This window comes from Amycolatopsis methanolica 239, assembly GCF_000739085.1.
GTDB lineage: Bacteria > Actinomycetota > Actinomycetes > Mycobacteriales > Pseudonocardiaceae > Amycolatopsis_E > Amycolatopsis_E methanolica.
Window position 1 is genome coordinate 2718380 of the sequence record NZ_CP009110.1, and the last position, 12599, is coordinate 2730978.

Consider the following 12599-nt stretch of genomic DNA (forward strand, 5'->3'; position numbering starts at 1 on the left):
TTCGGGGGCATGCGTCCCTCGGATCTCGAACTCCTCGCCGTGCCCGGCACTCCGGCGCTGCACGGCACCCTGCTGCTGACCGCGGTCACCACCCCCGACCTCGGCGGCAACACCTATCGCAGTTCGCTGTGGCGGGCCGCCCCCGACGGCGGGGCGGCCCGGCAGTGGACCCACGGCGAGCGGGACACCGATCCCGCGATCTCCCCGGACGGCCGCTGGGTGGCCTTCCTCCGCGCGGACGGCGACAAGCCGCAGCTGCACGTGATGCCCGCCGACGGCGGCGACGCCCGGCGCCTCACCGAACTTCCGCTCGGCGCCGGCGCCCCGGTGTGGGCGCCGGACTCGCGCCGCGTCGCGTTCACCGCGCGGGTGCCCGAAGCCGGCCGCTACGGCACGCCGGACGAGGACGGTGAGGTCCTCGAACCGGGTGCGGAGGCGCCCCGCCGGATCACCCGCTACGACTACCGGCTCGACAACGTCGGCTTCCTGCGGGACCGCCCGCGGCGGCTGTTCGTCGTCGACGTCACCGACCCGGGTGAACCCGAGCCGCTGACCGACGACCAGGCCGACGTCTCCGACCCGGCGTGGCTGCCGGACGGCTCGGCCGTGCTCGTCGTCGCGCCCCGCGAGTGGGGCGCCGCCGGCACCGAGGAGAGCGACCTCTACCTGGTGCCGGCCGAGGGCGGGGAGCCGGTGCTCGCGGTGCGCAGCGCGGGCAGCGCGGCCAAGCCGTCGGTGACCGCGGACGGGACGATCCTTTTCTACGGCCAGGAGTACACGTGGCCGCACGTCGTGGCCCGCAACCCGGGCCTGTGGTCGGCCGAGCTGCCCGCCGACGGCGAGCCGGCGAAGCCGCGCCGCCTGACCGACGCGGAGTCCGTGTACTGCATGGCCGACGTGCCGCCCGCGCCGTTCCGCGACGAGGTCCTGGTGACCGTGCTCAACCGCGGCGCGATCGAGCTGCGGGCCGTGCCGCGCGATGCCGACCGGGCGCCGCTGGACGGCCTGGGCAGGCTGCTCGGTGACCGCGGCGCGGTGCGGTCGTTCACGGTGCACGGGGAGCGGATCGCCGCGGTCGTGGCGCGGCCGGACAGCTCGGGTGACGTGGTGCTGCTCGACGGCCCGGACCAGCTGGTGCTCACCGACTTCTCGAAGCCGGTGCGGGAGAAGGGGATCCGCCCGGTCGAGGAGCTGACCGCCACGGCGCCGGACGGGTACCCGGTGCACGGCTGGCTGGTGCTGCCCGAGGGCGACGGGCCGCACCCGGTGTTGCTCGTGGTGCACGGCGGCCCGTTCGCGGCCTACGACTGGGGCCTGTTCGACGAGGCGCAGGTGTACGCGGCGGCCGGGTATGCCGTGGTGATGGGCAACCCGCGCGGTTCGGCCGGCTACGGCGAGAGCCACGGGCAGGCGATCGTGCACGGCCTGGGCACGGTCGACGTCGACGACGTGCTGGCGCTGTTGGACGCGGCACTGGAGCGCGACGACCTGGACGACTCGCGGGTCGGCGTGATGGGCGGTTCGTACGGCGGTTTCATGACGACGTGGCTGGCGGCCCACCACGGTTCCCGGTTCCGCGCCGCGTGGAGCGAGCGGGCTGTCAACGCGTGGGACTCGTTCACCGGCAGCTCCGACATCGGCTGGTTCTTCACCGAGGCCTACGTCGGCGCGGACCCGGTGGTGCAGCGCGAGCGCAGCCCGCTGACCTACGCCCGGCAGATCCGCATCCCGTTCGCGGTGGTCCACTCCGAGCACGACTGGCGGTGCCCGGTGGAGCAGGCCCAGCGGCTGTTCGTGGAGCTCAAGCGCAACGGCACGGAGGTCGAGATGCTGCTCTTCCCCGGCGAGGGCCACGAACTGAGCCGGTCCGGCAAGCCGCGCCACCGGGTGCAGCGCTTCGACGCGATCCTGGACTGGTGGTCGCGCCACCTGGCGTGACGCGCTGGTGCGGGCCCGCTCACCCGAGCGGGCCCGCACCAGCTACTGGCGCGCTGTGAGCGGCGCGGCGCCCGGTCCGCTTACCGGGCGGGGCCGCTTCAGTTGAGCAGCACGTAGTTCAGTTCCTCGCACACCCGGCCCAGCGGCACGTCCAGGCCGGGGTGGTCGAGCGGCAGCATGACGTCCGGCGCCAGTGGCAGCGCCTCGCCTGCCGGCGGGTCCCACAGGCACAGCGCGGGGTGCCCGCCGTCCATCGACGAGCGGTACCACAGCCCGTCCAGCTCGGGGAAGGCCGCGCGGATCGCCCGCGCCCAGGCCTGCGTGATCTTCTTCGGCCCGCTCGAAATCTCCTGCGACGCCCCGACCCGCGTCGGCCACAGGCCGGTCAGGTCGAGCAGCCTCAGCGGCCGCGACGGGCGCACCACGACCAGCCGCGGGAGCCGCGTCCTGCGGTCGACCAGCGACGTCGTCTGGAACACCTCGGCCACGCTCGTCCGCACGGTCAGCCCGAAGTAGAGCACGCCGTGGCCGGGGTCGGCGGTGGCGCACCCGTCGCGGCTGGGCGGCTGCGGGTCGAAGCGGCCGTGCGGCAGCGGACCGGTGTAGCGGAACGTGTTCCACTGCTGCGGGTGGTTGCCGCCCGCGGTGAAGATCCGCACCAGCCGCCGCGTGGGCGGCACGGTCACGATGTCGACGTCGGCGCGCAGGGCAGCGAGGAGCTCAGCCCGCGACGGCGGGAGTGGCAACCGGGCCATGAGATGCGGCGCGGCCTCAGAGCGGGGTGCCGAGCGTGGCGGCGAGCGCGGCGACCGGCCCGGGGTCGCCCCCGGCCAGCAGCCACTGCCGCGGGGTGGCGGGCCGCCCGCCGATCTGCAGGTCGGCCTGCGCGGTGTTCATGAACGCGGCCACGACCAGCGCGGGCTGGTCGTCCGGCACCGCGGCCAGCACGGCTTCCAGCCCGGGCAGCGCGCCCCGCTCGCCGAACTGCCACGACGGCAGCCGCCAGCCGCCCTGGTCCTTCCAGCCGGTCAGGCGGCGGTCGGCCAGCTTGTGCCGGATCCGGCTCGGGTCCACGCCCAGCCGTCGCGCGGCCTCGGCGACCGTGAGGGCGGACTCGGCCAGCACCGCGTGCGCCGCCACCGACGGCGCGCGGCTGTCCGGCTCGTCGTCGCGCCGGGGCGAGAGATCGAGCCCGGTCTCGGCGAGCGCGGCCCGTTGCGCTGGCGAGAAGAAGGACGCCGGGTCCGGGTTCGGCGGGGCGAGGCGGCGCGCGGCGTCCTCGACCAGCGAGAGGAAGTCCGCGGCGTCGATCCGGAGGCCTGCCTTGGCGAGGACGTTCTCCAGCGCGACCGTCATGGGCCCCAGCATAGCGCTCGACGTGCGGGTTCGTGCGCCCTGGGGGAAACTGTCCGCAGGGGACACGACCTTGTTCGCTCTTGACATGTGGGGCGGGTCACTCTAGGTTCGGCCGAGTAATCGATTTCTCGCAGCGTGGCGAGGGGCTCGGCATGGACACGGAGGCACGGTCGTCCCTGGTCGAACTGACCGGGGTGAGCAAGTCCTACGGCGGCGTTCATGCGGTGCGTGATGTCAATTTCACTGTGCGTGCCGGAGAAGTGCACGCGCTGCTCGGCGAGAACGGCGCGGGCAAGTCCACCTTGATGAAGATCCTCTCCGGTGAGGTCGGTGGCCACCGCGGGGAAATCCGCATCGACGGCGAGCCCGTCCGATTCGCCCGGCCCGCCGACGCGCAGCGCGCCGGGGTCGCGATGATCCACCAGGAACTCGATCTCGTCCCGGCGCTGCCGATCGCCGAGAACGTGTTCCTGGGCCGCGAACCACGCACCCGCTTCGGCACCATCGACCGCCGCCGGATGGTGCGCGAGACGGCGCGCCTGCTGGACCGGATCGGGATCGCGCTCGACCCGCGCCGTCCGGTGGAGGAGCTGCGCACCGGCGAGCAGCAGCTGGTCACCATCGCGAAGGCGCTGTCGCTGGACGCCCGGATCATCGTGATGGACGAGCCGACCTCCGCGCTGTCCGCGCCGGAGATCGACCGGCTGTTCGCCGTGATCGCCGAACTGCGCCGCGCCGGCGCCGCCGTCGTCTACATCTCGCACCGCATGGACGAGATCGGGCGTGTGGCCGACCGGGCGACCGTGCTGCGCAACGGCGAGGTCGTGGCGGAGTTCGACGCGCGGGCGATGACCGCGCAGCAGGCGTCCGAGGCGATGGTCGGCAGGCCGGTCGAGCCGATGTTCCGCACCGGCGACGGCGCGGGTGCGGGGGAGCTGCTGCGCGTCGAGGACCTGGCCGTGCAGTCGCGGCGCCCTGGCCGTCGTGATCCGGCCGGCATCAGCCTGCGGGTCGGGCGCGGTGAGATCGTCGGCGTCGCCGGGCTGCTCGGCGCGGGCCGCACGGAGCTGCTGGAGACGATCTACGGCGTCGGGGGACGCTGGTCCGGGCGGATCCTGCTGCGCGGCGAGGAGATCCGCCCGCGCGGCCCCCGCGGGGCGCTGCGGCTGGGCATCGCGTTCGTGCCCGAGGACCGGCGCGTCGCGGGCCTGGCGCTGGACCACTCGGTGCTCGCCAACACGGTGCTGTCCATAGTGGACCGGATCGCGAGGGCCGGGGTGGTGCCGCGGCGGCGGGAACGCGGCGCGGCAAAGGAGATGGTCGACCGCCTCGGCGTGAAGCTCGCGTCGCTGCGGGACCCGGCGGGGTCGCTGTCCGGCGGCAACCAGCAGAAGGTCGTGCTCGGGCGCGGCCTGCTCACCGAACCGGCGTTGCTGCTGCTGGACGAGCCGACCCGCGGGGTGGACGTCGGCGCGAAGGCCGAGATCTACCGGCTGCTCGGCGAGGCGGCGGGCAGGGGCGTGGGGGTCCTGCTCGCGTCGTCGGAGCCTGCCGAGCTGATCGGCGTCTGCCACCGCGTGGTCGTGCTCCGGGACGGCCGCAGCGTGCGGGAACTGGACACGGCGAGCACCACCGAAGCGGAGCTGCTGGCGTTCTCGATGGGCGACGGGGCCGTCGAGGACCTGGTGGCGGAAGGGACGTCATGACCAAGGTGGCCGCGCTGCCCGACCTCGCCCGCCCCGGCGGCGGGCTGCTGGCGACGCTGTTCCGGTTCCAGAGCCTGTTCGGCCTGGTGCTGGTGTTCATCGCCGCGGTGGTGTACTCGCCGAGCAAGAACGGCGAGCTCGTGTTCCTGGACTCGGGCAACCTGTTCAACGTCGTGCGCTCGATGTCGGAGATCGGGATCCTCGCCGTCGGGATGACGCTGGTGATCCTCATCGGCGGCATCGACCTGTCCGTCGGGTCGGTGCTGGGCCTGGCCAGCGTGGGTGTGGCGGTCCTGCTCACCGAGAACGACCTCGGGCTGGTGCCCGCGGTGGCGCTGGTGCTGGCGATCGGGCTCGGGTTCGGGCTGCTGCAGGGTTTCGCGATCACGTCGTTCGGCATCCAGGCGTTCATCGTGACGCTGGCCGGCATGCAGATCGCGCGCGGGCTGGCGCGGATCTGGTCGGGCGGGCAGGGCGTGTCGATCACCTACGGCGACGGGCCTGGGCAGGCGCCCGAGACGTTTTCGCTGCTGGGGGAGCGCACCTTCAACGGGCTGGTGCCGATACCCGCGCTGATCTTCGGAGTGGTCGCCGCGCTGGCCGTGGTGCTGCTGCGGGTCAGCGCGTTCTCCCGGCACGTCTACGCGATCGGCGGCAACGAGAAGGCCGCGCGCCTGTCCGGCGTGCCGGTCAAGCGGGTGAAGATCATCGTGTTCGGCCTGTGCGGGCTGCTCGCGGCGCTGGCCGGGATCGTGCACGCCGGGCAGCTCAACTTCGGCGGCCCCAACGACGGCGCGATGTACGAGCTGGACGCGATCGCCGCCGTGGTCATCGGCGGCACCAGCCTGATGGGCGGGCGCGGCTCGGTCGTCGGCACGGTGGCCGGCGCGCTGCTGGTCGGCGCGCTGCGCAACATCCTGGGCCTGAACAACGTGGACTCCAACGTCCAGCTGCTTGTGATCGGCCTGGTCATCGTGCTCGCCGCGGGGTTGCAGCGGTTGCGCCCGGCATCGGTTTCCTGACGAGAGGGGAAGAAGCATGAGGAAGTCCCGTGGCCTGGCGGCGGTGGGCGCGTGCCTGCTGCTCGCGGCCTGCGGCACCACGAACGAGAACTCGGGCAGCGGCGGCGGCGCGCAGGGCGCGCCGGAGCGTTGCGGCGCCGACGGGCAGTACACGATCGGGATGAGCCAGGCCAACGTCGCCGAGCCGTACCGGCAGCGGATGGACGACGACATCCGCGTCGGTGCCGCGTCGGTGCCGCAGTTCACCGTCAACTTCGCCGACGCCGCGCAGGACAACTCGAAGCAGGTCGAGCAGGTCGACAACTTCATCACCCAGCAGGTCGACTTGCTGATCATCAGCCCCAACGAGGCCACGCCGCTGACCGCGCCGGTGAAACGCGCCTACGACAAGGGGATCCCGGTGCTGGTGCTGGACCGCAAGGTCGACGGCGACGCCTACACGTCGTTCATCGGCGCGGACAACGTCGACATCGGGCGGCAGGCGGGCGAGTACTTCAAGACGACGTTGCTGCCGGAGGGCGGGAAGATCGGCGAGCTGCGCGGGCTGGCCGGGTCGACCCCGGCGCGGGAACGGCACGACGGCTTCATGCGGGGCATCCAGGGTTCGAAGATCGAGATCGTGGCCGCGCAGGACGGCGACTGGCTGCGGGACAAGGGGCAGCAGCAGGCCGACGCGATCCTCAAGGCGAACCCGGACATCCAGGCGATCTACTCGCACAACGACCCGATGGGCGAGGGCGCCCGCATCGCCGCCGCGAACGCCGGGCGGCCCGACCTGCCGATCACCGGGATCGACGGGCTGCCGATCGAGTCGGGCGGGCTGAAGGCGGTCGAGGCGGGCCGCCTGTCGGCGACGTTCATCTACCCAACGGGCGGGCAGGAGGCGATCGCCGCGGCGAAGAGCATCCTGGTGGACTGCCGCCAGGTGCCGAAGACGCAGACACTGCCGACGAAGCTGGTGACGAAGGACAACGCGGCCGCCACGTACGCAGAGCTGAACGGCGGCTCCTGACGGCCGGGGTACCCGGGCCTGCCGGGTGATGGGCCGGGAGGCGACGGACCCGGCCGGGTTGCCCGGGCCCGTCGCCGCCGCGTGCGCGGACCCGCGCTGCCGCTGACCTCGCGCACGGCGGCCTACGCGCGCCGCTGTCACCGCCGCCGCCGCGCGGGCTGTGTATCGCCGCCGGGGGCGGCGATACACACCCGGGGACCGCGCTGCTGTCCCGGTCCCGTTCAGGCGCGGTGGCTGCTGCCTCTCTCGATGAGCTTCGCCTCCAGCGTCGTCGCGGTCGGGGGCAGTGATCCGTCGGCTATGCGGGCCAGCAGCAGCCGCGCCGCTTCCGCTCCGATTTCGTACGCCGGCTGTGCCACGACGGTCAGCGGCGGGTCGATGAGCGTCGCCCAGGGGACGTCGTCGAAGGCCACCACCCCGACGTCCCGCCCCAGCCTCAGCCCGGCCGCCCGCAGCGCCTCCAGCACGCCGATCGCCATCGCGCTGTTGGCGACCAGCAGCGCGTCCGGAGGCTCCGCCTCGGCCAGCAGCGCACGCGTCGCCGCCTCGCCGCCGGACGCCCGGTACTCGGCCCGCTGCTCGCGCCGCTTCCGCCGCCCGAGCGCGTCCCGGTATCCCGCCAGCCGGTCGTCGGCCGTGCGCACCCCCGCCGGCCCGGTCACGCACCCGACTCGCTGGTAACCGGCCGCCAGCAGGTGCTCGGCCGCCGCCCTGGCCGCGGCCCGGCTGTCCACCAGCACCTGATCGCCGGTGCCGGCGCGCAGCGGCCGGTCCACCGCGACGACCGGCGTCCCGCGCCCCAGCAGCATCTCGACCCCGGCCCACTCGTCGGTCGGCGAGATCACCACCCCGGCCACCCGTTCCTGCAGCGCCACGTCGATGTAGCGGCGCTCCTTCTCAGCGCTCTCGTCGGAATTGCACAGCACCACGGAGTAACCGGCCGTCTGCGCCACGTCCTCGACGCCGCGGGCGATCGCGGTGAAGAACGGGTTCTCCACATCGGAGATGATCAGCGCGAGCACCGCGGTCTCCTGCCTGCGCAGGTTCCGCGCGAGCCCGTTGGGCTGGTAGCCCAGCTCTTCCGCCGCCGCGCGCACCCTGGCGACCAGCGCCGGATCCACTGTGGACACCCCGTTCAGCGCCCGCGACACGGTGGCCGTGGACACCCCGGCGCGCCGCGCCACATCGCTGATGGTCGCCACCGCGACCTCCCGTCTTCCTCGCCGCTCACGCGGTGGACGGGCGGCTATTGACACCGTCCGGGGTCCAGAATAGCGTCTTGAGTAATCGATTACCCGCCCTAGGAGGCATCGTGGCCCGCATCGGCGTGATCAGCATTTCCGACGGGCGTGACCATGTGCACGCGCGCAACGCCCGGTTCATCCAGTCCAAACAGGACGAGCTCGTGCGCTCGCTGACCACGGCCGGGCACGAGGTGGTCGCGGGGCCGGACCTGGTCGCGACCAACACGCTGGCCACGTCGGTGGCGCGCGCGGTCGCCGCCGCGGGGGTGGACGTCACGATCTTCTACTACGCGGTGTGGAGCTTCCCGCACTTCACGATGCTCGCCGCGGACGCCACGCCCAGCCCGCTGATCCTGGTCGCCAGCACCGACCCGACCGAGCCGGGGCTGGTCGGCATGCTCGCCGCCGGCGGCGCGCTGGACCAGATCGGCCGCGCCCACACCCGGATGTGGGGCGCGCCGGACGACGCGGACCTGGCCGGCCGCGTCGGCGCGCACGCGCGGGCCGCCGCCGCGGTCGCGTCGCTGCGCGGGTCCACCTTCGGCCGCTTCGGCGGCCGCCCGATGGGCATGAACACCGCGGTCGCTAACACCGACCAGTGGATTCGCCAGTTCGGCGTCGACGTCGAGGAGATCGACCAGTACGAGCTGGTGCTGCGCGCGGAGAAGGCCGACGTCGGCGAAGCGGCGAAGGCGCGCCGGTGGATCGAGGAGCACGCGGCCGGGGTCCACTACGATGGCCGGAAGCTCACGCCGGAGCTGCTGGAGCGCCAGATCCGGTCGTACCTGGCGATCCGCGACATCATCGACGAGCGCAAGCTCGACTTCTCCGGCATCAAGGGCCAGCCCGAGCTGACCGAGCACTTCGCCACGATGGACGTCACCGAGGCGTTCCTCAACGACCCCTACGACTGGAACGGCCCCAAGCCGGTGCACGTCACCGCCACCGAGGCGGACATGGACGGCGCGCTGACCATGCAGCTCATGCACAAGATCTCCGGCGACCCGGTGCTGTTCGCCGACGTGCGCCACTACCACGCCGAGCGCGACATCTGGGACCTGTGCAACTCCGGCCAGCACGCCACCTGGTACGCCGCGCGCAGCGACAACCCGGCGGAGAACCTGGCCAAGGTCCACTTCTACCCGGAGGTGTTCTTCTTCCCCGCGGGCGGCGCGTCCGTCCAGCATATCGCCGCGCCCGGGCAGATGACGCTGGGACGGCTCACCCGGCAGGCCGGGGAGTACCGTCTGCAGCTGATGCTGGGCGAGTTCGAGAACTACGACGACGAAACCAACGAGTCCCTGATGCGCCAGTCCACGCCGGAGTGGCCGCACGCGTGGGCGCGCCTGGACGCGCACGCCGAGACGTTCCTGTCGCAGTTCGGGGCCAACCACATCCACGCCATCCCGGGCGACCGCCGCGCCGAGCTGCGTGCCGCGGCCGGCCTGCTCGGCGTCGACGTGCACGAGTGGTCCCGTGACTGATCTGCTGCTCGGCATCGACATCGGGACGTCCAGCTCGAAGGGCGTCCTGGTGACCCGGGACGGCGAGATCGTCGCCCGCGCCTCGCGGGCGCACGAGACGTCGTACCCGCACCCCGGCTGGGTCGAGCACGACGCGGAAACCGTGTGGTGGCAGGACTTCCTCGCGCTGACCCGGGAACTGGTCGCGGCGGCGGGCGACCGCGAACTGGCCGCGCTGGCGGTGAGCGGCATCGGGCCGGTGCTGCTGCCCGCCGACTCCGACGGCACGCCGCTGCGGCCCGCCATCCTGTACGGCGTGGACACCCGGGCGTCCCGGGAGATCGAGGAGCTGACCGCCGAATTCGGCGCGGAGTCTATTGTGGAGCGGGCCGGGACGGCGTTGTCGTCGCAGGCGGTCGGCCCGAAGTGGCGCTGGCTCGCCCGGCGCGAGCCGGAGGTGTTCCGGCGCACCCAGCTGTTCCTGATGTGCAGTTCCTACCTCGTGCACCGGCTGACCGGCGAGTACGTTCTGGACCACCACTCGGCCAGCCAGTGCGACCCGATGTACGACCTGCGCGCCGGGGACTGGGCCGCGGACTGGGCGGCGCTGTGCGCGCCCGGGGTCGAGATGCCGCGGCTGGTGTGGCCGACCGAGGTGGCCGGCGTGGTGAGCGCGGCCGCGGCGGCGGAAACCGGTCTGCCGCAAGGCCTCCCGGTCACCGCCGGCACCGTCGACGCGTGGGCGGAGGCCGTGAGCGTCGGCGTGGCCGAGCCGGGCGACACGATGGTCATGTACGGCACCACGATGTTCCTCATCCAGGTAGTTGCCGACCCGCGCCCGCACACCGGCCTGTGGACGACGTGCGGCGCCTTCCCCGGCACGTACTCGCTCGCGGCCGGGATGGCGACCTCCGGCGCGATCACCGACTGGCTGCGCCGCCTCGTCGGCGGCGACTTCGCCACGCTCGTCGACCAGGCCGCGAAGGTGCCGCCGGGCAGCCGGGGCCTGCTGATGCTGCCCTACTTCGCGGGCGAGCGCACGCCGCTGTTCGACCCGGACGCCCGCGGCGTGCTGGCGGGGCTGACCACCTCGCACGGCATCGGCGAGATCTACCGCGCCGCGCTCGAGGGCATCGCCTACGGGGTGCGGCACAACCTGGAGGCCATGCGCGACTCCGGCGGCGCGGCGGGCCGGCTGGTCGCGGTCGGCGGCGGCACGCAGGGCGGGCTGTGGACGCAGATCGTCAGCGACGTGACGGGCGCCGACCAGCAGGTGCCCGCGGAGACGATCGGCGCCGCGCTCGGCGACGCGCTGCTGGCGGCCGTCGCGATCGGCGCGGAGCCGGACATCACGCGCTGGAACCCGGTGGCGAGCACGGTTCGCCCGGATCCTGCCGCGGTGGACACCTATGACCGGTTCTACGCGCGGTACCGCGAACTCTACCCCTCCACAAAGGACATAACGCACTTTCTGGCCGAGCGTCAGCGGGAGAGCGGGCACTAGCCTGGCCGGGTGTTTTCCGAACCCTCGGGCCAGGGCTGGCAGCAGGTCGGCGAACTCGTGCTCGCGCTGGTGCTGTGCTCACTGATCGGCCTGGAACGCGAACTGAAGCAGAAGAGCGCAGGCCTGCGCACGCACACGCTGGTCGGGGTGGGCGCGGCGCTGTTCCTCCTGGTGAGCAAGTACGGCTTCACCGACGTGCTCGAGCCGGGGCGGGTCGTGCTGGATCCGTCGCGGGTGGCGGCGCAGATCGTGTCCGGGATCGGGTTCATCGGCGGCGGGCTGATCTTCGTGCGGCGCGACGTGGTGCGCGGCCTGACCACCGCGGCGGTGGTGTGGATGAGCGTGGCGGTGGGCTGCGCGTGCGCGGCCGGGCTGCCGCTCCTGGCGGTGGTCGTCACCGCGGCGCACTTCGTCGTGGTCTACGGCTACCCGCCGCTGGTGCGGCTGCTGACTCGCCGGAGCCCCGCGACGACGACGGTCCGGCTGGCCTACCGGGACGGCGAGGGGGCGCTGCGGCGGATTCTCGAACTGGCGACCCGTTCCGGCTACTCGGTCCAGCAGGCCCTGACCGACCGCCGCGACTCCGGTGGCGTGATCGACCTGAGCATGCGGCTGCTCGGGCCGCGCGGCGGTGACGACCTGCTCGCCAAGCTGGCCGAGCAGCCCGGGATCCTGGCGGTGGAGACCGGCGCGATCGACGATACGAGTGAGTAGAAGTCGCAGGTCAGCGGGGGTGCACTACCCCGAGCGGGTGAAAAGCGGACGGTGATGTTCCCGCAAGGTAACGGTTGACGCTCGGCTTGCGAGGAATGGTTGACGCGCTCGGTGGAAGCGCGGTGAGCCGAGAGAAGACGACGCCATGGGTGTTGTTCCCACCGTGGGTCCCGGGCCGGGACCGCGGCGGCCGCTGGCCAGTTCGACGGCGGTGTTCGCCGCCCTCGGGGTGGTCCTGACGGTCGGCCTCACCTCGCTGCTCGTCGGCGGGCACCGGTCCGCCGACCCGTCGGTGGGGTCGCTCAGCGGGGCCAGCGCGCCGGTCGTGGCGCCGGTCGCGCCCGTGCCGCAGGTCTCCTACGCCGTCACGTACGAGCTGAGGGGCGGCGCCGGTGCGCTGAACGTGACGTACGTGGCGAAGGGCGCCGACATCGCCCAGGTGCTCGAAACGGACACCCCGTGGTCGGTGTCGATCGAGCGCACCGGGCCGCAGGGCTCGGAGCAGTACTTCAGCCTGACGGCGCAGAACGCCGGCGGCGGCACCCTGACGTGCCGCATCATCGTCGACGGGGTCGTGGTGAGCGAGCGGTCCGTGTCGGCGCCGCAGGGCATGGTGCGTTGCTCGAAGTCGCTGCCCTGA

Annotated in this window: 11 protein-coding genes; 8 read left to right on the forward strand and 3 right to left on the reverse strand. The window is 73.0% G+C overall.

Annotated features, from left to right (window positions below):
* Window positions 1–9 precede the first annotated feature (9 nt).
* Window positions 10–1938: a S9 family peptidase gene (locus AMETH_RS13075; protein ID WP_017981933.1), complete on the forward strand. Its 1929-nt coding sequence runs from the start codon at window positions 10–12 to the stop codon at window positions 1936–1938.
* A gap of 98 nt (window positions 1939–2036) precedes the next feature.
* Here AMETH_RS13075 and AMETH_RS13080 read toward each other — a convergent pair whose 3' ends face one another.
* Entirely contained in the window at window positions 2037–2693 is a 657-nt protein-coding gene (locus AMETH_RS13080) for an RES family NAD+ phosphorylase (RefSeq protein WP_017981934.1), read from the reverse strand.
* 16 nt (window positions 2694–2709) lie between these two features.
* Complete coding sequence (locus AMETH_RS13085; protein ID WP_017981935.1) at window positions 2710–3294, reverse strand: MerR family transcriptional regulator; 585 nt, start codon at window positions 3292–3294, stop codon at window positions 2710–2712.
* Window positions 3295–3446: 152 nt separating this feature from the next.
* Here AMETH_RS13085 and AMETH_RS13090 point away from each other — a divergent pair, with 152 nt between their 5' ends.
* From AMETH_RS13090 to AMETH_RS13100, 3 genes are read left to right on the forward strand one after another with little or no spacing between them, the layout of a single operon-like run.
* Window positions 3447–5000 (forward strand): sugar ABC transporter ATP-binding protein, encoded by a 1554-nt coding sequence (locus AMETH_RS13090; RefSeq protein ID WP_017981936.1) that lies wholly within the window; start codon window positions 3447–3449, stop codon window positions 4998–5000.
* On the forward strand, window positions 4997–6022 hold the full coding sequence (locus AMETH_RS13095; RefSeq protein WP_017981937.1) for an ABC transporter permease: 1026 nt from the start codon (window positions 4997–4999) through the stop codon (window positions 6020–6022). The genes AMETH_RS13090 and AMETH_RS13095 overlap by 4 nt, the downstream gene beginning before the upstream one ends.
* A gap of 16 nt (window positions 6023–6038) precedes the next feature.
* Window positions 6039–7034 (forward strand): substrate-binding domain-containing protein, encoded by a 996-nt coding sequence (locus AMETH_RS13100; protein ID WP_026153066.1) that lies wholly within the window; start codon window positions 6039–6041, stop codon window positions 7032–7034.
* Window positions 7035–7255: 221 nt separating this feature from the next.
* Here the strand turns inward: AMETH_RS13100 and AMETH_RS13105 are convergent, their stop codons facing one another.
* Window positions 7256–8236, reverse strand: a complete 981-nt coding sequence (locus tag AMETH_RS13105) for a LacI family DNA-binding transcriptional regulator (RefSeq protein ID WP_017981939.1) — start codon at window positions 8234–8236, stop codon at window positions 7256–7258.
* 110 nt (window positions 8237–8346) lie between these two features.
* Between AMETH_RS13105 and AMETH_RS13110 the strand changes: the two genes are divergently transcribed.
* The 4 genes from AMETH_RS13110 (at window position 8347) to AMETH_RS13125 (ending at window position 12599) form a co-directional block, all read left to right on the forward strand.
* Complete coding sequence (locus AMETH_RS13110) at window positions 8347–9762, forward strand: L-fucose/L-arabinose isomerase family protein (RefSeq protein ID WP_017981940.1); 1416 nt, start codon at window positions 8347–8349, stop codon at window positions 9760–9762.
* Window positions 9755–11245 carry an FGGY-family carbohydrate kinase gene (locus tag AMETH_RS13115; protein ID WP_017981941.1) on the forward strand — a complete coding sequence of 497 codons (1491 nt, stop codon included), beginning with the start codon at window positions 9755–9757 and terminating at the stop codon, window positions 11243–11245. The genes AMETH_RS13110 and AMETH_RS13115 overlap by 8 nt, the downstream gene beginning before the upstream one ends.
* A 9-nt stretch (window positions 11246–11254) precedes the next feature.
* Entirely contained in the window at window positions 11255–11959 is a 705-nt protein-coding gene (locus AMETH_RS13120; protein ID WP_017981942.1) for an MgtC/SapB family protein, read from the forward strand.
* A gap of 145 nt (window positions 11960–12104) precedes the next feature.
* Entirely contained in the window at window positions 12105–12599 is a 495-nt protein-coding gene (locus tag AMETH_RS13125; RefSeq protein WP_223843141.1) for an MmpS family transport accessory protein, read from the forward strand.

Bases quoted from the DNA above. Each gene is read 5' to 3' on its own strand.
- AMETH_RS13075 (WP_017981933.1), top strand. From the start codon at position 10: ATGCGTCCCTCGGATCTCGAACTCCTCGCCGTGCCCGGCACTCCGGCG.
- AMETH_RS13085 (WP_017981935.1), bottom strand. From the start codon at position 3,294: ATGACGGTCGCGCTGGAGAACGTCCTCGCCAAGGCAGGCCTCCGGATC.
- AMETH_RS13090 (WP_017981936.1), top strand. From the start codon at position 3,447: ATGGACACGGAGGCACGGTCGTCCCTGGTCGAACTGACCGGGGTGAGC.
- AMETH_RS13125 (WP_223843141.1), top strand. From the start codon at position 12,105: ATGGGTGTTGTTCCCACCGTGGGTCCCGGGCCGGGACCGCGGCGGCCG.
- AMETH_RS13095 (WP_017981937.1), top strand. From the start codon at position 4,997: ATGACCAAGGTGGCCGCGCTGCCCGACCTCGCCCGCCCCGGCGGCGGG.
- AMETH_RS13100 (WP_026153066.1), top strand. From the start codon at position 6,039: ATGAGGAAGTCCCGTGGCCTGGCGGCGGTGGGCGCGTGCCTGCTGCTC.
- AMETH_RS13080 (WP_017981934.1), bottom strand. From the start codon at position 2,693: ATGGCCCGGTTGCCACTCCCGCCGTCGCGGGCTGAGCTCCTCGCTGCC.